General features: G+C 32.9%; 19 protein-coding genes and 1 other RNA gene. 8 read left to right on the top strand and 12 right to left on the bottom strand.

All coding sequences use genetic code 11. The annotated features are described in order from the left end of the window. The first annotated feature begins 142 nt into the window (after nucleotides 1–142). Genes dcm through proB form a run of 3 tightly spaced genes read left to right on the top strand, consistent with a single transcriptional unit; the run spans nucleotide 143 to nucleotide 3399 of the window. Complete coding sequence (gene dcm, locus Anndu_RS10900; RefSeq protein WP_464101226.1) at nucleotides 143–1087, top strand: DNA (cytosine-5-)-methyltransferase; 945 nt, start codon at nucleotides 143–145, stop codon at nucleotides 1085–1087. After that, complete coding sequence (locus Anndu_RS10895) at nucleotides 1084–2247, top strand: hypothetical protein (RefSeq protein ID WP_464101225.1); 1164 nt, start codon at nucleotides 1084–1086, stop codon at nucleotides 2245–2247. The genes dcm and Anndu_RS10895 overlap by 4 nt, the downstream gene beginning before the upstream one ends. 33 nt (nucleotides 2248–2280) lie before the next feature. After that, nucleotides 2281–3399 (top strand): glutamate 5-kinase, encoded by a 1119-nt coding sequence (proB, locus tag Anndu_RS10890; RefSeq protein ID WP_464101224.1) that lies wholly within the window; start codon nucleotides 2281–2283, stop codon nucleotides 3397–3399. Here proB and Anndu_RS10885 read toward each other — a convergent pair. The 3 genes from Anndu_RS10885 to Anndu_RS10875 all read right to left on the bottom strand — a co-directional run bounded on the left by Anndu_RS10885 (nucleotide 3396) and on the right by Anndu_RS10875 (nucleotide 6388). Then, complete coding sequence (locus Anndu_RS10885) at nucleotides 3396–4433, bottom strand: class I SAM-dependent methyltransferase (RefSeq protein WP_464101223.1); 1038 nt, start codon at nucleotides 4431–4433, stop codon at nucleotides 3396–3398. The two genes, proB and Anndu_RS10885, sit on opposite strands and share 4 nt — an antisense overlap. Before the next feature lie 81 nt (nucleotides 4434–4514). Continuing rightward, complete coding sequence (locus tag Anndu_RS10880) at nucleotides 4515–4907, bottom strand: DUF4280 domain-containing protein (RefSeq protein ID WP_464101222.1); 393 nt, start codon at nucleotides 4905–4907, stop codon at nucleotides 4515–4517. A 35-nt stretch (nucleotides 4908–4942) separates the two neighbouring features. Next, complete coding sequence (locus tag Anndu_RS10875) at nucleotides 4943–6388, bottom strand: phospholipase D-like domain-containing protein (protein WP_464101221.1); 1446 nt, start codon at nucleotides 6386–6388, stop codon at nucleotides 4943–4945. A 174-nt stretch (nucleotides 6389–6562) separates the two neighbouring features. Between Anndu_RS10875 and Anndu_RS10870 the strand changes: the two genes are divergently transcribed. Further along, entirely contained in the window at nucleotides 6563–7393 is an 831-nt protein-coding gene (locus Anndu_RS10870; protein ID WP_464101220.1) for an inositol monophosphatase family protein, read from the top strand. A gap of 66 nt (nucleotides 7394–7459) precedes the next feature. On the opposite strand, the gene rnpB is transcribed toward Anndu_RS10870, so the two are convergent. Further along, an RNA gene (rnpB, locus tag Anndu_RS10865) (RNase P RNA component class A) lies at nucleotides 7460–7835 on the bottom strand. 107 nt (nucleotides 7836–7942) lie between these two features. Continuing rightward, nucleotides 7943–8584 carry a hypothetical protein gene (locus tag Anndu_RS10860; RefSeq protein ID WP_464101219.1) on the bottom strand — a complete coding sequence of 214 codons (642 nt, stop codon included), beginning with the start codon at nucleotides 8582–8584 and terminating at the stop codon, nucleotides 7943–7945. Between the two features lie 109 nt (nucleotides 8585–8693). Between Anndu_RS10860 and Anndu_RS10855 the strand changes: the two genes are divergently transcribed. Beyond that, nucleotides 8694–11630, top strand: a complete 2937-nt coding sequence (locus Anndu_RS10855; protein ID WP_464101218.1) for a sensor histidine kinase — start codon at nucleotides 8694–8696, stop codon at nucleotides 11628–11630. A gap of 51 nt (nucleotides 11631–11681) precedes the next feature. Here Anndu_RS10855 and Anndu_RS10850 read toward each other — a convergent pair whose 3' ends face one another. Then, a complete protein-coding gene (locus Anndu_RS10850; RefSeq protein ID WP_464101217.1) occupies nucleotides 11682–12629 on the bottom strand; it encodes an Hpt domain-containing protein in 948 nt (315 codons plus the stop codon). Between the two features lie 209 nt (nucleotides 12630–12838). Then, complete coding sequence (lipB, locus tag Anndu_RS10845; protein ID WP_464101216.1) at nucleotides 12839–13516, bottom strand: lipoyl(octanoyl) transferase LipB; 678 nt, start codon at nucleotides 13514–13516, stop codon at nucleotides 12839–12841. Nucleotides 13517–14085: 569 nt separating this feature from the next. Between lipB and hpf the strand changes: the two genes are divergently transcribed. After that, on the top strand, nucleotides 14086–14667 hold the full coding sequence (gene hpf / locus Anndu_RS10840; protein WP_464101215.1) for a ribosome hibernation-promoting factor, HPF/YfiA family: 582 nt from the start codon (nucleotides 14086–14088) through the stop codon (nucleotides 14665–14667). Nucleotides 14668–14746: 79 nt separating this feature from the next. Here the strand turns inward: hpf and Anndu_RS10835 are convergent, their stop codons facing one another. Both Anndu_RS10835 and Anndu_RS10830 read right to left on the bottom strand, forming a co-directional pair. Continuing rightward, nucleotides 14747–15901, bottom strand: coding sequence for an ABC transporter permease (locus Anndu_RS10835; RefSeq protein WP_464101214.1), 1155 nt, complete (start codon nucleotides 15899–15901; stop codon nucleotides 14747–14749). Nucleotides 15902–15915: 14 nt separating this feature from the next. Then, a complete protein-coding gene (locus tag Anndu_RS10830; protein WP_464101213.1) occupies nucleotides 15916–16773 on the bottom strand; it encodes an Npun_R2479 family HD domain-containing metalloprotein in 858 nt (285 codons plus the stop codon). Between the two features lie 84 nt (nucleotides 16774–16857). Between Anndu_RS10830 and Anndu_RS10825 the strand changes: the two genes are divergently transcribed. Together Anndu_RS10825 and Anndu_RS10820 are read left to right on the top strand one after the other, a co-directional pair. Next, entirely contained in the window at nucleotides 16858–17928 is a 1071-nt protein-coding gene (locus Anndu_RS10825; protein ID WP_464101212.1) for a hypothetical protein, read from the top strand. An 87-nt stretch (nucleotides 17929–18015) separates the two neighbouring features. Further along, on the top strand, nucleotides 18016–18597 hold the full coding sequence (locus tag Anndu_RS10820; RefSeq protein ID WP_464101211.1) for a TIGR04376 family protein: 582 nt from the start codon (nucleotides 18016–18018) through the stop codon (nucleotides 18595–18597). Between the two features lie 102 nt (nucleotides 18598–18699). Here the strand turns inward: Anndu_RS10820 and aroQ are convergent, their stop codons facing one another. The 3 genes from aroQ to Anndu_RS10805 form a co-directional block, all read right to left on the bottom strand. Continuing rightward, nucleotides 18700–19146 (bottom strand): type II 3-dehydroquinate dehydratase, encoded by a 447-nt coding sequence (gene aroQ, locus Anndu_RS10815; protein WP_464101210.1) that lies wholly within the window; start codon nucleotides 19144–19146, stop codon nucleotides 18700–18702. Between the two features lie 111 nt (nucleotides 19147–19257). Then, on the bottom strand, nucleotides 19258–19401 hold the full coding sequence (locus Anndu_RS10810; RefSeq protein WP_464101209.1) for a hypothetical protein: 144 nt from the start codon (nucleotides 19399–19401) through the stop codon (nucleotides 19258–19260). A 343-nt stretch (nucleotides 19402–19744) separates the two neighbouring features. After that, nucleotides 19745–19882: a hypothetical protein gene (locus Anndu_RS10805; RefSeq protein ID WP_464101208.1), complete on the bottom strand. Its 138-nt coding sequence runs from the start codon at nucleotides 19880–19882 to the stop codon at nucleotides 19745–19747. Nucleotides 19883–19898: the final 16 nt, after the last annotated feature.

The following is a 19898-nucleotide window of genomic DNA, read 5'->3' as shown; positions in this document are numbered from 1 at the left end:
AAAAAATTAATCTAGCTTGTTTAATTATCTATGTTTAAAGTCAATCAAATATGAATATAACTATTTGTATCAAAAATAAAATATTCTAATAAGAGCAGTTATGATGATATTATAATCAAGCTAATTAAATTTGAGATCAAATATGTTTAAAACTATAGATTTATTTGCAGGAATAGGAGGATTTCGTTTAGGATTTGAATTGACAGGTCATTTCCAAACAATTTATGCTAATGATATTGATCCGTTATGTCAACAAACTTATAATTTGAATTTTGATCAAGCACAAATGTATGTAGAAGATATTAGGAATATTAAAACTAAAGATATTCCTAAACATGATTTTCTTTTGGCTGGATTTCCTTGTCAACCTTTTTCTGTTGCTGGAAATAGAAGTGGTTTTGCTGATCAACGTGGAGCTTTATATTTTGAAGTAGAAAGAATTTTAAAAGAAACAAAACCGTCTGGTTTTTTATTAGAAAATGTTAAAAATCTTCAAAATCATGATAATAAACATACATTAGAAGTAATGATTAATAATCTTAATGATTTAGGATATAAAGTTAAATATCGGGTTTTAAATACATTAGAATATGGAAATATTCCTCAAAATAGAGAAAGAATATATATTGTAGGATTTCTTAGAGATCAACATATTGAAAATTTTGAATTTCCTGCTCCTATTCAACTGACAAAAACAATTCAAGATTTACTTATTACTGAGCCTGTTTCTGAGAAATATCACTATAATAATAAACCTTTATATGATAGAATAAAAGATGATATTATCAGAGAAGATACTGTTTATCAATGGAGAAGAAAATATGTAAGAGAAAACAAAAATAATGCCTTTCCCACTTTAACAGCAAATATGGGAACAGGAGGGCATAATGTGCCTATCATTAAACAAGGCAATATTATCAGAAAAATAACGCCTAGAGAATGTGCGAGAGTTCAAGGATTTCCTGATTGGTATAAAATACCTGATCATATTGCGGACTGTCATTTATATAAACAGTTTGGGAATTCTGTATCAGTGCCAGTTATAGAAAGAATTGCAAAAAATATTTATCAAACGTTAATTTTATGATTTTTTTACAATATCAACAAGATAAAATACAAAACTATACTAATTTATTAAAAATAATTGGTTCTCTATCTAATTTATTTTCAGATTCTACTTCTCCTTATTTGAGTTATAGAGTTTCAGAAAATCTTTTTTGTCGAGCTTTTGATGCTAAAAATTTATCTAGATCAGATGTCTCAGTAGACGCAAGTAAAACAATTAATAATATTAATTTTGGAATTGGGATTAAAACTTTTTTAGAACAACGAGGAAATACAATACAAAAAGTTGCAGAGTTTAATCGAGATAAAAAAAGATACCAAGGAAATCCAGAAAATGAAATTATAACAACAATAGCAAATTTACGAAATGAAAGATTATCAATTACCAAAACAATCTATAATCTTGATCATTTAGTTTATCATTGTATTACTCGCAATATAGGAATGATGAAACTTTATGAAATCCCCATAAATCAAATACAAGAAGATTCAATTAGAGATATAACAGTAAAAGATAATGTCATTAGATTCACAGATGGATTGGAAGAATATAGTTTTAATATTTCTAAAAGTACATTATATAAAAGATTTAATACACCAGCAGATGTTATTACTTTTGATGTTGATATTTTATTAGATCCATTTACTGAATTAGAAAAGCTTTTTACAAGTGGTCAACAATTATTATTTCAGCCTATTCAAAAAGAAAAAGAACATATATTTTTACCGTTATATTCTCCAAGATTAAAAGGAGAAGTTCCTCAACAAAGTCAACTTAATCAATGGAATGCAGGAGGTAGAACTCGAGATTTTGATGAAATTTATATTTCTATTCCTGCATGGATTCACGAGAATTTTCCTGATTTTTTCCCACCGAGAAATGTATCTTTTCATTTAGAACTTCCTAATGGAAACATTATGAGTGCTAAAGTATGTCAAGATCAGGGAAAAGCTTTAATGTCTAATCCGAATAAAGCTTTGGGGAAATGGTTATTAAGAGATGTTTTAAATTTACAAAAAGGAGAACTTTTAACTCGTGATAAATTAGATCGTATTGGGTTAGATTCTGTGGTAATTTATAAAAAAAATGAGCGACAATATTCAATTGATTTTACCAAAATAGGTAGTTTTGAAAATTTTGTGCAAAAAGTAAATGAAAATAAAAATAAAAATAATTTATAAAAATATTTTTATCCATATCTAAAATTTTAAGAAATGAACAATCAAAATCAAACTATTGTAATTAAAATTGGCACTTCTAGTTTAACCAATACGGAAACAGGAAACCTCGCCCTCTCCACGATCGCCAGTATTGTGGAAGTATTAACCCAGTTAAGACAAAATCATCATCAAGTAGTCTTAGTTTCCTCTGGTGCGGTGGGGGTAGGCTGTGGCCGCTTAAATTTAACTGAGCGCCCTAAAAAAATGTCAGTAAAACAAGCCGTGGCCGCCGTTGGTCAAGGTAGATTAATGCGAGTTTATGATGATTTATTTAGTAGTTTAAATCAACCTATTGCCCAAGTATTATTGACAAGACGGGATTTAATGGAGCGAAATTCCTACGTTAATGCGTCAAATACTTTTCAATCTTTATTTGAATTAGGAGTAATTCCGATTGTTAATGAAAATGATACCGTTGCCACCGAAGAATTAAAATTTGGCGATAATGATACCCTTTCCGCCCTTGTGGCTAGTTTAATTAATGCTAACTGGTTATTTATTTTAACCGATGTTGATCGCCTTTATTCCGCCGATCCACGCACTGTACCTGATGCCCAGCCCATCACCTTTGTTAATAGTAATGAATTTGCAGAATTAAGAGTTAATGCAGGAAATAGAGGCTCACAATGGGGGACGGGTGGCATGGCTACCAAATTATCCGCCGCCCGAATTGCCACCAGTGCGGGGGTGAGAACCGTCATTACACAGGGTAAGAATCCTCAGAATATCCTCAAAATCTTAGAGGGAGAACCCCTTGGCACACAATTTGAAGCCCAACCTAGCACGGAAAACGCCCGTAAAAGATGGATCGCGCATGGTTTGTTACCGATGGGTAAATTATATTTAGATCAGGGTGCAGTGAAAGCAATTTGTGAGCAAGGAAAATCACTTTTACCCGCCGGAATTATCAAAATTGAAGGTGATTTTTCGGCGGAAGATGCGGTTTTAATTTGTGATCAACAGGGGGTTGAAATAGCCAGAGGAATTGTTAATTATAAGAGTGAAGACTTAAGCAAAATCAAGGGTTTTCGCTCTCATAAAATTGAAAAAATCTTAGGTTATTTTACCTCAGAAAATGTGATCCATCGAGATAATTTAGTTATTTGTGATTAACTTCTTTCTAATAATAACCATCTTAACTCCATTAAAGGTTGATCAAGATAGGGAAATAAATTTTGTCCTTTAGCCCATTGAATAAACCAACTGGTAGGGGGAAAAGCCTCTGTTGGTAAATGGGCTTTTTCATATTCATAAACTGATTCATTAGAAATTAATTTTAAAGGTAATCCTTCCATTGCTTCTTCTAACTCTTTTTTTGTCATAATATAACTCCAACATACTTGGGAAAGTTCTCTAATTTTTTGATCAGGTTCATAGTTATCATAGGCTAAAAAAGCATTAAATAAGATGAATCCTCCGCTTTTGACCATATCGCATAATTTTGCTAAAAATAATCTGACTTCGTTATTATTTCTTAAATGGGAGGCTACTACTTCCGAGGCGATCGCCAGTTGATAATAAGCAGATTTCATTCTGATTAAAGGGTCTAAAATATCACCTTGGGTAAGATTAATTTTAAGATTTTGACTTTGGCTTGTTTCTTCCATTTGTTGCACAAATAAAGGGGTAATTTCTAAAGCGTCCACAGGATGACCTTTTAAAGCCAAGGGAAAACTATTACGCCCTGTTCCCGCTCCCACGTCCAGAATAGGAGTTTTCAGAGGATTGTCAAACTGAGAAGCTACCTCCATCACTTTGGCATCGGGATGTGAGCCAAATAAAGGGGGTTCTCGATAATTCACCCATTCTTGATAATGATCGGCGATCGAGCTATTGAGAGAAGAAATGCGACAAGATAAGCCCTTTTCAGGGGGATCATTAGGGCTAAAATCAATGATAATTTTACTATGACAAGACTGTTGAAAAGCTTTATAAGCAGTGGGTAAAATGGCTTCTTTTAATTGTAGTAATTCTTCCGGTTTAAAAGGTTGATTAATACCTTTAAAAAGTGCATCTAAACGGTTAAGATTTAGGTCAATTAAAGATGGTAAAGAAGGTAACATTACTCGCCCACTAACGGAGAACAATTCATCATATAATTGATTAATATTTGCTTCTATTTTTTGTAGTAAATCGGGTTCTAACATTGATTATTTATTATTAGTTATTAGTTATTTATTATCAGTGAATAATTAATTATTAATGATCAATTATTAATGATCAATTAGTTAAGGAATCATTACGGTAAATTGACCGGGCATAATCACAGAAATAACACCGCCCCAAGTACACATACATTTACAACTATTATTTAAAGCAGGAAAATTATTAATTAAAACCGTAGGAGATCCCGGAAACCAAGGGGCAGGAGTAACGGGAATACAAGGCATAGGAGTTAAAACCCCCAAAGCCGCCGCCGTTGCGGCCGCTACGGTGGGATTAGCCAAAGAAGTACACATTCCAAAAGGGAGAATATTTGTCATTGGAATATTATCCATAATGTTAGCGGCAAACATGGAATTATCTTGCACAGGCATTCCCTTGGGAATAACGATTAAAGTTGATGGAGCGACCCCAAAAGAACATTGTAACATTGCATTATTAACTACTTGGATTCCCATAAATTTTCCCTGATTAAAATTATTTTTAAATTATATTATAGCGGACATCTATTTCTTTCTTCATTTAATTTTTCTGTTAAAGAATTAGAAACACCTAAATTAGCAGTTTGATATAATTTTTCAAATTCTGCTTTAAAATGATTTCCTACTATCACATTTTCAATAATTAATAAAGTTTCATCATTAATATTATTAGCAGAAGCCGACCAATTATGAGAACCAGTAATGATAATTTGATCATCAATAATTCCAAATTTATGATGTAATTTATCCCCTTGAATTAAATTAGCAGTTCCCACTGTTTCGATCGGATTTGACCAAGGATTATTGTCTTTTTCAAACTGACATTTTTGATTGGGAATAGCTACCCCCAATAAGTCTAAAGCTTCACTATAATATTGAAAAATAAAGTTAGGATCAATTAAAGCTTTAATTGTTACTTGATCAGAATTTTTCAGTTCTAAAATATCAGCAATTTTTTGTTCAGAAAATACAAATAAAGCTAAATTAATACTACGATTAGCCCTTTCTAAAGTTTGACCAATTAAACCATTATTACTATTTTCCCAAGGTTGACGAGGGGAAATTGGCGAAAAACTAATCGTAATTTTATTATTACCAACTTGCACAGTTTGAGGAAATCTAAAAGGTTTTTCTAAGCCAAATTTACTATTATTTTCACCCCCTACACCATCCCCCCACATTAAATTAAATTCTGAGGTAAAAATTTGCGCAACTTGAGCCGAAAAAATCTCTAACAAATGATTAGCATTCCCCCTCGTTTCTAAATTATTAAAATCGCCATGAACATCACTAATCGTAAAATTGGCCGAGCCTGTTACCACCCTTTGATTATCAATAATTAGAAATTTATGGTGCATTAAACCACTACCTTTTGAGCCATCTTCCGTATCATCAATAACCGGAATATTAGCATTTTCTAAAATTTTAATCCCATCCCTTTGATTAATTTCACCTTGACTTAAATTACCATCTTGATTAAGATCAACTAAAGCCCGATATTCTTCATATTTATTTTGGATTCTTTCAACTTCTTCCTCCTCATTTTCAGCAAAATTATTATTAATATTTTCACTTAAAGATTGACTATAATTATTTTCTAAAATAACCCTAACTTTAACTCCCGCTCTTTGTTTTTGAGCTAAAGCTAAAGCCACATTTGGCAAATTAAATTCCTGTACCGCTAAATCTATGGAAGACTGAGCCGAATTAATTTGATTAATAATTACCTGTTCTAAATTATCACCCGCTCTAGTAATTTTACGATAAGGTTCAGTATAATTAGCATTGATCGCTAAATTACGATTAAAATAAACCTTAATATTTTGATCTTGAACTAAATTAGCTGTTCTGGTTTGAGTAAATGCTTTTTTTTGACAACTATTTAAGCCCAATCCCATCATAATTAGTATTAAGAAATAACTAGATTTTAACCCGATTAACTTAATAAATTTAAACATAAAATTATGATTGATTAATAATGGTTAATGTAGAAAAATCATAAACTTAAACAAAATTTAAAATCAACAATAAAAAGTTAAATTAATTCTTGATTTTTATTGTATACTATTAAATAAGTAATGATAGTTGATCAATGATCAATCACCAATAACAAATAACCAATAACTAACACTATGGATCAATTTTGGACAGAAATACTTGATTTTTGTGAACAAACAACTCAACATATTTCTCACTATTTATTGGCTAATGCAGGACAGTTACAAGCCACTCGTAAAACCGATGGCTCTTTGATCACTCAAGCCGATCAATGGAGTGATCAGACGATCAGGGATGCGATCGGTGCTAAATTTCCCGATCACGGCATTTTGACGGAAGAAACAGAACATATTTTGCCCCATACCGATTGGTGTTGGGTAGTTGATCCCATTGATGGCACAACCAATTTTACTAGGGGCATACCCATTTGGGGGATTTCGTTAGGACTATTATATCAAGGGATGCCCGTTTTTGGTTATGTTCATTTTCCACCTGTTCAGCAGACTTTTCACGGTTATTGGTATCATCAAACGGGCTTAAGCGGCCCACAGGGAGCATTTTTAAATCGAAAACCCATTCAAACAAGTCAAGATCAACCTAGTCTCAATCATTTATTTAATCTTTGTGCGCGTAGTACAGAAGTATTAAACAAACCTTTCCCCTGTAAAATTAGAATGATTGGTGTAGCCAGTTATAATATCTTAATGGTAGCTTGTGGAGCGAGTTTAGGAGGTGTAGAAGCCACGTCTAAAATTTGGGATCTAGCAGGTGCGATCCCCATTTTAAAAGCGGCCGGCGGAGATTACTTAACCTTAGAAAGTGAGCCAGTTTTCCCCTTAACAAAGGGTGAAAATTATGGACAGCGACCTTTTCCGAGTTTATTTGTAGCACGTCAAGAATTAATTGAAAGGTTTAATCCTTTAGTTTCATTTATTGGCAAAAAAGTGATCAATAATCAATTGTAGTACAGGCATTAATAAACAATTACCTGTACTTTAACAAGTATCTATTATTAGTTATTAATTAAGAAAAGAAAGAGTTAGACATAAGCCGGATTCTGTTCTCTTAAAAGAGGGTAGTTATCTATCTGGGATATTTGTTACCAAATACCTCTAGCAGTACACCTAAACGGGATCGGAAAAAGACCAACCTTGATCCCTGCGACCTTGCTCCCCACCGGGGTTTACCGAGCCAAGACCTCTCGATCTTGCTGGTGCGCTCTTACCGCACCTTTGCACCCTTACCCTTTAGAGTTATCAGTGATCACTGTAAAAGGCGGTATTTTTCTGTGGCACTATCCTCGCCCTCACGAACACTGGACGTTATCCAGCAAGTGTGGTCTTTTGGGAGTCCGGACTTTCCTCAAATCAATCTCTGAGGATGATTTGCAACTACCTCGCTAACTCTTTCCCTTTTTAATTTTAAACGATCGCCGATCAAATTTAACAGAAATTCTGATTAAAGTTGATTAAATAATCATTAATCAAGTAGTTCTTGATTTAATTGATTAATTGTTAATTATTCTTACTTTGCCAATAAAGAACTTGTCGCCAAGGTATTTCCTCTAAGGTAAATTGACATTTAAGAGTATTTAAGTTAATTTGTGGAGATTGGTAAATCGGCTCCGTAATTTGTAAAACTAATTGTACAGAAAAAGATTTATTTTCAATAAGATTTTCTTTGAGTGTTTTCCAATCAAAAACTGGATTTTTTGCCGTTAAAGCGTTACCTTGAGGGTCTCTACTTAAACAATTTTCCGTTAATAATTTTGCTTCTAAAGTTTGGCCGGGTGCAATTACCGTAAATATTTGAGGCTGAAATAAGTCCACAGTTAATCCGGGTACATCATAAATGATACGGTGCGATCGCCCCTTAAAATCAGTCAAAGTGCTATATTGCCAATTAAGATAAATCGCTTGAGTGAGGGATTTATTTTTAAATTCTAAAATTATTTGAGGTAAAGCCTGATTACGATAAGCATTAGCAAACTTAAACTTTAACTCTAAAATCTTCGTTAAATTTTGCCCAGTAATTTGAGCCTCTAAAGCCGAAGTATCAAGGACGATAATCAAACCTTGATTAATTTCCTCAATCATTTTGCCAAAAATAATCAGTAGAATTAAAACATAAATGATTACAATAAAAATATCAATCATAATTTAGTCATTTGTCATTAGTTATTGGTTATTAACAATTGTCAACTATCAATTGATAATTTAGGTAGATTAATTTTTTAGATTCCACCATTGTATGATTTAAGAGTATATGGTTCAGCAAAAACAAACCTCCAAACCAGAATCTCAATTGATCGCATTAGCAAATATTCTGCAAATTTTACGAGAAGAAGATCATGTAGAAGTTTTGATTGATTCTGTGATTGATTATTTAGCACAAAATTTTAATTATCGTTTAATTTGGCTAGGCCTTTACGATCGAGTTAAACATCAGTTAATAGGCAAAAAAGGCTTTCCCCAACAAGATAATCAGGATTTTTTTGAAGATACTTTTATTCTAAATCCGGGTGAACTCCTAGAACAAGTGGTTATTCAACAACGCCCCATCGGTATTCCCGATTTACGCCAAGAACAAAAAACGCAACAATGGTGTAAAATTGCTCAAAAATATCAGATTCAAGGGACTTTATTATTTCCTTTACGTTGTCAAAAACGCTGTTTTGGCGTGGTATTACTCGGCACTCATTTATGGGGTGTTTCTCCCTATGAAGGGGAAAAAGCTCATTTAGCAATGGTTTTAGGTCAATTGGCCGCTTCTTTATCCAAATTAGAATTAGAATGGACTTTTGCACACCTCAAACGCCCCGATCAACCTTTATTTTCCATTTTAGAACAGATTTATCAAAAACCCTCTTTAGATTTACGCTTAGAAAGTGCTATCATTCAAACGCAAAAATTTATTAATCCTACCCATACCAGCGTTTATTGGTATTCCCCAGAAGAAAGGGCTTTTTGGAATCGTATTGCCATTAAAATGGGAGAAGAACAAATTAATCCTAATCGAGCTAGTTTTTTGCCTAAAATTTTAGTGGGTGATGCCCCTGACTTTTATCAGGCTTTATCGGGTGGGGAATTAGTTTCCATCGGATCGGGGCGCAGTTTATTAAAGGCTAAAACTACGGAAAAATTACTTTCTCAATTAAAAATTAGATCCTTGATCGCCGCTCCCATCATTGTGGATCAATGTTTATTAGGTTTTTTAAGTGTTCATGATCAACAAGCCAGAGTTTGGGATAAAACGGATAAAGATTATTTACGCGCCACCGCTCAAATTATCACTTTAGCAGTGGGTCAAAAAGAATTAGAATGGCGCTCACAACAAAAAGAAATTCACAATCAATTATTAGTTGAAATTGATAAAATTATTCGCACTGAAACCAAAACAAATCAAGCCTTAAACAATGTTACCCAATTGTTAAAAGATAATTTTAAAATTGATAATTTATTGATTTTAACTGAAACTTCTAATCATAAATTTTACGATGTTTTTTATAATAATCAACAGTGGCAAGAGCAATTATTTTTAACAAGAATTACCCCTAAAGAATGGAAAAAATTAAGTAATCAAGATTTAGTTTTAACCATTGATAATGTAGGATTAGATAAGGATTTAGCCTTGTGGCATGAATCTTTAAAAAAAGTCAAAATTGCTTCTTTAATTGCTTCTCCCATTGCCCAAAAATATCTTCCCGCAATTTTAGTTTTAACTCATCATCAAACTTATGTTTGGACAGATGCGGAAAAAGAAATTATTAAAGGTATTAGTGAAAGTATTGCTTATTTATTAGGAGAAGAATTTTTTAAACAAAAAATTACTAATATTTCCCATCACTATCAAAGGATGAAAAAAAGTTTAATTGATTTTTGGGAACTAGCCTTTAAATCTGAAAATTTTGATCAAGCTTGGTTGCGTTATTTATCATTAATTTTAGAAGCACCTGTGGGCATTTTAATTACTTGGGATCAAGGTGAAAAAACCAGTGAAAATGGAGAAATTAAAGGTAAATTAAGTGCTTTATATAACTCAACTTCCTATTTTTCCTTACCTAAAGATTTAACAGTTTCAGTTACAAAAGATCCCTTAATTAGAAATATTTTAAATGGCACTCGTGGCTGTCATTTAATCACAAAAAAAACCATTCCAAACGATAGCCGTTATTGGTTATTCTCCGAAAAATCTATATCTAGTGAAGTTAAAGATCAAGAAAGTACCTCCATTCAATTAGCAGAAGATCAGCCCGTTTTAGAACATTTTTTGACAATGGGTTTACATTCTTTTGATAATAATGAACCTGAAGGAGTGATCATTTTTGGAGAGCAAAACCCTCATAAATGGACAAGCGATCGCCTAGAATTAATAGAACTTTTAATTCGTCAATTTGCCTCTTTAAATCAATTCAGAAAACAGGAAATAATTAGTAGTAATGAAGTCAAAAAATTACAATTTTTAAATTGGTATAAACATTTATGTTTAGAAGTAATACATCAGTCTGTTAGCTCCAGTATGGAAGCATTTGGCCTAGTAGAAAGTCAAATTGTTACCTCGACAGGGAACGAGCCTGAAGGTAGTTCTCTCCATCAAATGCGCCAACAAAAATTATTAGGACAACTTGACACAACCCGCAATTTATTAGAAACGGTTTTACGTCAAGAAAAATTCAAAATGATCCAAAATTTAACTGAAGTTTCTTTAACCAATATGCTTCAAAGATTATTGATCATGTTAGAAGGAATTTATAAACAACGTAGACTTTGGTTAAGATTACAAAATCAAGGCAAAATTAATATTTATTCCGATCCAATTAAATTAGAATGTGTCATGTTTGAACTATTAACTAATTGTTATAAACGCGCACCAAATGGTAGTAATATTGAAGTGAGATTTTTTACTTTAGAAGAAGAAGATTTAAGAATACCCGCCCCTTCTCAAGATCGTCCCTATATTAAATTATCAATTTGGGAAAGTAATGTGTCTCGTTTCCGTAAAAGTAATACCGAAAACAAACCAGTTGCCCCTGACTATGAAAATCTAGTAGCCACAGCAATTAAACCCAGTAATTTTAGTTTATTAATGTGTCAAAGAGTAGTACTTTCTTTAGAGGGAAATATTAAATTTTATACCTTAGAAGACGGCTCATTTTTAACTTTATTATTATTACCTTTATCTTCCGAAATAGTAACAGTTTAAACATCCCTAAACTAAACAAAACCTGCCTACGCAGGTTTTAATTTTTTAATCTTAATTAGAATAACTTTTTAGCAATTGGGCAATTTGAGCCAATTGTTTTTTACTAAAAACTTGAGTTAACATTTGAGCGGCTAATTGTGGTTCAATGGGAATTAAAATTTGAGGAGTTTTAGCCGTAGCAAGACGCTGTAAACTATCACTAGGCACGATTAAATCACCCTTGCCTAACTCCATATAATCACTACCTTGTTTAACTTCCTTAATAATCACCGGAGCAAGGGTAGCGTATGAATGTTTCGGATTAGCGATCGCCTGATGAGCATTTTTAAGTAATTTTTGCCATCCCCGTTGTTGATCAGCCAACTTAACCAAATTAACGCAAAATTGTTGTAATTTCTTACGACTTTCAGGAGTAGCAGGTTGTTTAAATTCCTCTAACATCTGCTTAAGAATAACCTTAATTTTACCCGCTAACACACTATTTTCATCCTTAACAGGGGCAGAAACAGACGTTGTAGCAGGAATGGGAGCAACTACCCCCTTAGTAGGAGCAGGAGTTTCTTCTTCAAGGGACTCACCACTAACCAATTTTTCCAAATAAGTTTGGAGTTGGACAAATTTTGGTTCAGCACTCTTGAGAAGTTGATCACCCTCCTCCGCCGACAAACCAAAAGGACTTTGTAACTTAGTTAATAATTCATTTAAAACATCATAACCATCAAAAAATAAAGACTCCAACTTTTTATCAACAGGAATCTCATTTTCTTTAAAAATTTTAAAAGCATCTTCCAAACGGTGAGCAGTTTTCTGAATACTGGTATAGCCCAACATGGCCGCACCCCCCTTAACCGAATGTGCCGCCCGAAACAACTCGTTAACTCGCTCACTATCATTAACCACTTCAGCGAGTTCTAAAATACCTTTTTCTAGGGTTTCGAGATGTTCTTTTGCTTCTTCAATAAAATATCCTAAAATCCTTTGTTGACTTTCTGCGTCCAACTTCTTGTCCCCCTATCCAAACAATGAAAAATCATGAATCATAAACCCTGAATAACTAACCAGATGATTGAGTTTAGCAAGATTATTATAAAATACTTCTGGTTAATTTTGATGTCAGTTTTTATCTTACCTTATTTTTATCTCAGTTTAACAACTTAATTCAGGATTAATTTAAAAATGGATGAGGCAATAACCTTTTCTTAATTTTATTAAAATTTAAGATTAAAAACATTTTGAAATTCTAAAATTAAATCTTGACGTACTTGTTGTACTGTTAAACTAGGAATGAAATCGGTTAATTTACCTACGGGTTTATCACTGATGCCACAGGGTATAATCTTTTGAAAACCACTTAGATCCGCACAAATATTAATAGCAAAACCGTGCATAGTTACCCAACGTTTAACTTTAATCCCAATGGCCGCAATTTTACAACCTTCTAACCAAACTCCGGTTAAATGGGGAATACGATAACCTTGTAAATTATATTTAGCTAAAACTTGAATTATTACTTCTTCAAGTTGCCTTAAATACCAATGTAAATCTGTTTGATAATATTTTAAATTTAAAATGGGATAACCCACTAATTGCCCCTCACAATGATAGGTTACTTCCCCTCCTCTTTCAATGCGATATAATTCATAATTACTAGAATTGGGATCAAATTTGAGAAATTTGGGATCAGAACCTGTGCCTAAAGTGTAAACTGGGGGATGTTCCAAGAGGATTAAAACATCATCTAAACTCGGATCCTTGATCCTCGCTTCCACCAATGCTTTCTGTTTCGCCCAAGCTACAGGATAGGAAACTAAGCCCCAATTCAATAATAAACCGGAACGGGGAAGGGACGAAACATCAGTTTTTTGAAGATTTGTAACAGAATGCAAAATTAACTCTCAATAATGGGATCAGTTGAACGTACAATGTTAGAAAAGGGTTAATGTCAAATTATCATAACCTTACACAAAAAACAAATAGGATCTAGGTCATAGTTGGGAGTTGATCATAACTTGTTTCAATTTAACCAAATAGATCAATTGTTAAGTAATTAATAGGAAGAAAAATTAAGTTAAACAGTAATTTTTCTAAATTTTAGAAAGGAAAACCAAGGGGTTGTTTTGTGCAAAAAAAAGAGACATAATTAAAGATAAAAAAGATCAAGAAAAAATATTAATTTATTTAAAAAAGCTTGATTATTTTGAAGATCTAGGTAATAATAGAAGAAAAGAAAGTTTCCTTCCTACTTTCAAGTTATTCAATAAAATTAAGAATAAGGATTGACAATTGTAAAATAAAATGGGAAACTAATAATCTCTTGCTTGTTTTTATCAAAAAAATTAAATAAAACAGGCTTTCTTAAAACAAACAGATAGTTAATTAAAAAAATAACTAAACTGATGTTTTTAAAACCCGAACCAATTTCGTTTTTAGAAAATAAAGTAATGGAGTAAGTCGTATGAAGCTTTTAATCCAGGGCAATAATATTGCAGTCACAGATGCTATTCATGATTATGTACAGGAAAAACTTGAAAAAGCGGTTAAGCATTATCAAGGTTTAACCACGAAAGTGGATGTACATTTATCAGTAGCCAGAAATTCTCGAATTAATGATAAACATAAAGCGGAAGTCACGGTTTATGCTAATGGTAAGGTGATTCGCGCTCAAGAAGGAAGTGAGAATTTATACGCAAGTATTGATCTGGTTTCGGATAAAATCGCTCGTCAACTCCGAAAATATAAAGAAAGATATCTTGATAGTAAAACCCATGCGCAACCTAAAACTGCTGAGGTGATCCCTGATCAATCGGTTGATCAAGATTTAATTGGCGATCGCACCCCAGAATTACCCGCCGAAGTTGTGCGGATGAAATATTTTGCTATGCCGGCCATGACGATTGATGAAGCCTTAGATCATCTTCAGTTAGTTGATCATGATTTTTATATGTTCCGCAACAAAGAAACAAATGAAATCAATGTGATTTATCAGCGTAATCATGGTGGTTATGGGGTAATTCAACCTCGTAATGGCAATGAATAATGATTAATTGATTGATGATGATAGGTACTTAAGATCGTAAACCGGATCCCCGAGATCCGGTTTTTTTATTGATTAATGATTATTTATTTAAACTACGGGGATCTAAAGCATCTCTTAGGCCATCTCCTAATAAATTAAAACATAAAACTGTGATAATAATTAATAAAGCGGGAGACCAAATTAACCAAGGTTGTAAGACTAAAATTGAGGCATTTGTGCCTAAAGAAAGTAAATTTCCCCAACTTGGATCTGGTTGTTGAATGCCTAAACCAATTAAACTTAAAACCGATTCTGAAACAATAAATCCGGGGATAGAAAGGGTTGCGGAAATAATAATATAACTAGCAGTTTGGGGTAAAATGTGATTAGTAATAATATAAATTGGTTTAGCTCCGATCGCTTGTGCGGCCTCAACAAATTCCGTTTCTTTGATTGATAAAACTTGTCCTCTAATTACCCTTGCTAAACTTGTCCAACTAATTAAAGAAGTAATTAAAATAATTAATAAAAATCTTTGACTGTTACTTAAATCTTCTTTTACTGTTAATAAAAACCCTGATAAAGCTACTAATAAATAAAGTCCCGGAATTGTCATTAAAACTTCCACTAAACGCATTAAAACAGTGTCAATAATTCCTCCAAAATAACCGGAAATTCCTCCAACTAACATTCCTAAAGGGTAGGAAACAACAATGCCAAAAATTCCGATAAATAAACTAATTCTCCCTCCAAATAATAGCCTTGATAATTGATCTCTACCTTGTTCATCTGTGCCTAATAAATTTAATTTTCCTTCCCCGATTGTACCGAATAAATGTAAATCTAAAGTGATCCCTTTAAATAGGGTTGTATCTATTAATTTTTGAGGGTGGGGAAGGGGGGTTAATTTCCATTTTCTGGGCAAAGGTAGGGTAATTTCTAAAAAATTATAAGAGGATCCTTTGACAAATAAACGAATAGGTGAAGGCTTCGTTTTATCTTCTTGTAAGAGGCGATCTCCTGTCTTTAGATCCGTGGGGCCAAGGGTGGTAGGATAAACTAAAGGATTAAATTTACCCTCTTGATCTGTCCAATAAATATGAGTTGGGGGTAATAAAGAGCCGTCAAGCTGGGAGTTATAGGGATTATATGGAGCAAAAAAATCAGCCCCGATCGCTAACAGATAAAATATGATTAAAATAATAGCGGCGATCTGAGTAGGAATATTTTTTTTTAATTGTTTTAATATAGTCATAAGTATCAAATAAATCATACAGGTAACTGGTCACTGATTACTGTTTTATGTTCAACTACAAACACATTACAATAAAGATTAGCAATAATTTGTTTACCCTCTTGAGTTAAAGCAAGAAAACCTAAAGCATCTTGAATAAAAGGATATACCGCATTCCAAAAAAATTGGGAATAACTATCACGCAGATCTTGTGGGGTTTGAAAGCCCATTGCTTTATTCGCTCCGGTTTCCTCAAATTCATAAAATAAAGCGCTAATTTTCTTTAAGTAACGAGGATCACTTAATTGTCCAATTAAATCAGAAGCGCGCAATAATCCCGGATAATGATTAGTGTCTTTGTGATCTTCTTCATTTGGCACAGGAAAACGGGTTAATTCAATATTTCTCTTAATAATTTCGGCATCAATTAATTTATGTTGACAAAAACGCTCATCAATAAATAATTTTCCTCGATCGACATGATAGGGTGTTAAGGCCGCATCAGATGAGCCTGAAGGTAAGTGTACCATTTTTCCATCTTTCCCAGTGGCATAAAGACCCTTTGACTCTTGATCTTGACGACAAACACCCTTAACATATCCAATATCATGACATAACAGGGAAATAATGAAATGTAACCAGTCTTCAGGGGTGACTCCCCCTTGTTTAATGTGTTTTCCCCTTAAAATTTCCTGCCCCACAAGGGTAACTAAAATTGAATGTTCTACATTATGATAAAGAGCATCACTGTTGGCGATGTTTTCCATGGCCATACTTCCCGCCCAAGTTAAAATTTCTTGGTAATCTTTTTTATAACCGCCATAAGTGCGATTATAACCGTCTTTTAACTCTTTGACAAATTCATTAATTAAAATTTCAGTGGCATTAAACATAAAATCGATCGAAAAAATTAATATTATTGAAGAAAAGAGCTTTTATAATAAAAACAATTATCTAAATTATATAAGGATAAATCTATGACTAGCAACCTCTACTCATCATCAGAAAATAATCATAACCTTACTTCTTCTTCGGTTTCCATGCCAACTCAGTCAGTAGAAGCCGATGCCGATCGCCTTATGGATGATTTATTTGCGGATCTCGATCGCATTCTTGATGGTGGTAGTCGTCTGCCTAGTGAGCCAATTCATCCCGAATATATTGCTTTAAAATCGGTGGTAGTTCCCCCCATTATTATGCCACCTCCTTCCCATGAATCTGCTTTAATTGCGCAAAATGAACAAAATAAATTCTCTGAAAGCTCTCAAATTAATTCACAATCTAATCAAAAACCTCCGACAAATAACCTTAATTTATATCAGTTAAATCAAAAAGAATCGAGGAATTTTATTGATAAAATTTTATTTATTATTGCTTGTTTATCTTTAATTGGAGTATTAGGTTGGTTAATTTATCAAAAGAAAATTCCTTTACCTTTTTTAACTAAAATTAATCCTCAAACCGTAACTAATAATATTACTATTTCCCCTGAAGATCAACAGTTTATCTCCTATATGTTGCGCTCCCTTGAACTAATCGAAAATAAAAATATTAATCCCCCAAAACCTACTGCTACAGCCCTCCCCAATCTTCCTGCTAATGTTAAAATACCCCCTATTGCCAATCCTAATAATAATCAACCTCAAACCGTAATCGAAAGAATTTATATTCCCTATCCCACCGCCCAAAATACTCCATCAACTAATTCTAATTTGAATCAAAATAATAATAAAAATACCACTACTCCCACCCCTATTCCATCTAAAGCCCCAACGCCCCTAGCCATTCCCACCCCACAAACTACCCCCAATCTCGATTTTAATGTGCCTCCACCGCCCTTACCCGGAGTAACTCACACTTTAGTAGGCTTATTAGAGGCAGGAGATAACTCCGCCGCCCTTTTTGATATTAACGGATCAACTCAACGCATTAAGGTAGGGGAAGCGATCGGCACAAGTGGCTGGGCATTAGTATCGGTGGCTTCTCAACAAGCCATTATTCGCCGTAATGGTGAAGTTAGATCCATTTATGTGGGACAAAAATTTTAAATAGTTATTTATCATTTGTCATTGGTCATTTGTTAAAAATTAATTATTTATTATCAATTATTAATTATCAATTATCAATTATTTAACATGGGTTTATTTGACTTTTTAGAACAGCGTTTAGAGGAATTTCTCAAAGAAAATCCCCATTTAGAATTATTAGCATTAGAAGAACAAATTAATGAGCAAAAAAGAAATACAATTAAGTTAATTAATCAATTAGAATTAACCGAAAAAAGATTACAAGATGAAATATTAGCAGTAGCTAATGAAATTCAAACATGGCACAGTAGAATAGCCAAAGCCCAAGCCGCCGGAAGAATAGATTTAGCACAGGCCGCACAGCAAAGAGAAGCGGCCTTATTACGTCAAGGAAATCAACTTTGGGGACAAATGGAAGCGGCCAAACAACAATTAATTCAGTCAAAACAATTATTAATAAAAATTGAACAAAGACAAAAAGAAATTGTTAAGAAAAGACAGGAATTTCAAGCCTCTCAAAAACAAAATACTAGCCAATCTAATGTTAATACAAATTATGATACAAAAGGTTGGAATCAGGGTTATAATTATCAACAATCTAATTCAAATTATGATGATTTAGACGCAAAATTTCAAGAGTGGGAAATGAATGAAGAAATTGAAAAAATTAAACGTAAATTAGGAAAATAAACTTTCCCAGTTTGAACATAAAGTAAAATCTCAGTAATTTTTATTACTGAGATCTGTTCAAATTGGAAAATAAATAATGAATAAATATATCAAAAAATTTAATTAATTGTTCCTTAAATAATTAATTAAAGCCATTAAACCCAAAAGATAACTTTGCGCACCAAAACCACTGATCTGGCCAATGGCAATAGGGGCAATATAAGAATGATGTCGAAACTCCTCTCGCTGATAAATATTGCTTAAATGGACTTCTACCGTTGGAATTTTCACACCAGCAAGGGCATCACGAATAGCAATGCTGGTATGGGTATAAGCACCAGCATTAATCATAATTCCCTGACATTTCCCCATCGCCCCATGAATCGCATCAACAAGCGCCCCTTCATGATTAGACTGAAAACAATCAACAGAAACTTGTTGTTTTTGTCCTTCTTCTTTTAGGAGATTATTAATATTTTGTAGAGTCATCACTCCATAAATATTGGGTTCTCTTTGTCCTAAAAGATTTAAGTTTGGCCCATGTAAAACCAGCAGATTGAGTTGAGTCAAAATTACGAAAATCCTCTGATTGAAATAATTATCTTTAAGTTAAAAATTAATTTTAACTTGATTTTGTATCTAATTATCCTAAAAAAGAACTTAATCAATACAAATTCTTAATTAACGATAACGGCGGCGAGGATGATCTTCCACTGGGATCGGGATCAATTCTGTTTCTGGTTCGGCTTGAGGCCCTAAAAGCGTTTCAATAACTTTACGAGCTAAATCTTTTAGCTTTTCGATGACTTTATCCAAATAGTCCATTGAATTGATGACTCCTTGAGAGTTAATGTATTCAAAAAAGTTAAGGATTCTTAAGTTATCAACTTCTGACTGGTTCAGCACAAAGATCATAAAAATTAACTAGATTTAGTTGATTGTTTTCAATTCTGATGCTAACAAGTGAGAATGACTGTCTTAAGTTTTAAGTTTTGTATACTTACTTATCTTTAGATTAGCACAATTTTGAGTTTTAGAACATTGTTTGAGTGATCTTTGTGTGAAAAAAACCGTCTCTATCGCTTGATTAATAAGACTTTTGCCCATTTCTTAACATTCTATTAAATCTAATGTCAGAGTCTGTTAACCTCTCAGCCTACCCACCGCATCAAGATTGATAATTAGTTTTGATTTTTTCTTTAATGATATTAATATCAAAAATTGTTCGATCAAATAACTGTAAAAATTCCACATCTTCCTGTGTAAAATTCAAGAAATCAAACACAAAAAAGCGTTGATCATCCATAAAAGTGAAAATTTGA

It is taken from the genome of Annamia dubia NIES-4383 (genome assembly GCF_055394725.1).
The sequence above is the reverse complement of the archived record's forward strand: the minus strand, read 5'-3'. Positions and strand labels throughout refer to the sequence as shown.

Bases quoted from the DNA above. Each gene is read 5' to 3' on its own strand.
- dcm (WP_464101226.1), top strand. From the start codon at position 143: ATGTTTAAAACTATAGATTTATTTGCAGGAATAGGAGGATTTCGTTTA.
- Anndu_RS10895 (WP_464101225.1), top strand. From the start codon at position 1,084: ATGATTTTTTTACAATATCAACAAGATAAAATACAAAACTATACTAAT.
- proB (WP_464101224.1), top strand. From the start codon at position 2,281: ATGAACAATCAAAATCAAACTATTGTAATTAAAATTGGCACTTCTAGT.
- Anndu_RS10885 (WP_464101223.1), bottom strand. From the start codon at position 4,433: ATGTTAGAACCCGATTTACTACAAAAAATAGAAGCAAATATTAATCAA.
- Anndu_RS10880 (WP_464101222.1), bottom strand. From the start codon at position 4,907: ATGGGAATCCAAGTAGTTAATAATGCAATGTTACAATGTTCTTTTGGG.
- Anndu_RS10875 (WP_464101221.1), bottom strand. From the start codon at position 6,388: ATGTTTAAATTTATTAAGTTAATCGGGTTAAAATCTAGTTATTTCTTA.
- Anndu_RS10870 (WP_464101220.1), top strand. From the start codon at position 6,563: ATGGATCAATTTTGGACAGAAATACTTGATTTTTGTGAACAAACAACT.
- Anndu_RS10860 (WP_464101219.1), bottom strand. From the start codon at position 8,584: ATGATTGATATTTTTATTGTAATCATTTATGTTTTAATTCTACTGATT.
- Anndu_RS10855 (WP_464101218.1), top strand. From the start codon at position 8,694: ATGGTTCAGCAAAAACAAACCTCCAAACCAGAATCTCAATTGATCGCA.
- hpf (WP_464101215.1), top strand. From the start codon at position 14,086: ATGAAGCTTTTAATCCAGGGCAATAATATTGCAGTCACAGATGCTATT.
- Anndu_RS10835 (WP_464101214.1), bottom strand. From the start codon at position 15,901: ATGACTATATTAAAACAATTAAAAAAAAATATTCCTACTCAGATCGCC.
- Anndu_RS10830 (WP_464101213.1), bottom strand. From the start codon at position 16,773: ATGTTTAATGCCACTGAAATTTTAATTAATGAATTTGTCAAAGAGTTA.
- Anndu_RS10825 (WP_464101212.1), top strand. From the start codon at position 16,858: ATGACTAGCAACCTCTACTCATCATCAGAAAATAATCATAACCTTACT.
- Anndu_RS10820 (WP_464101211.1), top strand. From the start codon at position 18,016: ATGGGTTTATTTGACTTTTTAGAACAGCGTTTAGAGGAATTTCTCAAA.
- Anndu_RS10810 (WP_464101209.1), bottom strand. From the start codon at position 19,401: ATGGACTATTTGGATAAAGTCATCGAAAAGCTAAAAGATTTAGCTCGT.
- Anndu_RS10805 (WP_464101208.1), bottom strand. From the start codon at position 19,882: ATGGATGATCAACGCTTTTTTGTGTTTGATTTCTTGAATTTTACACAG.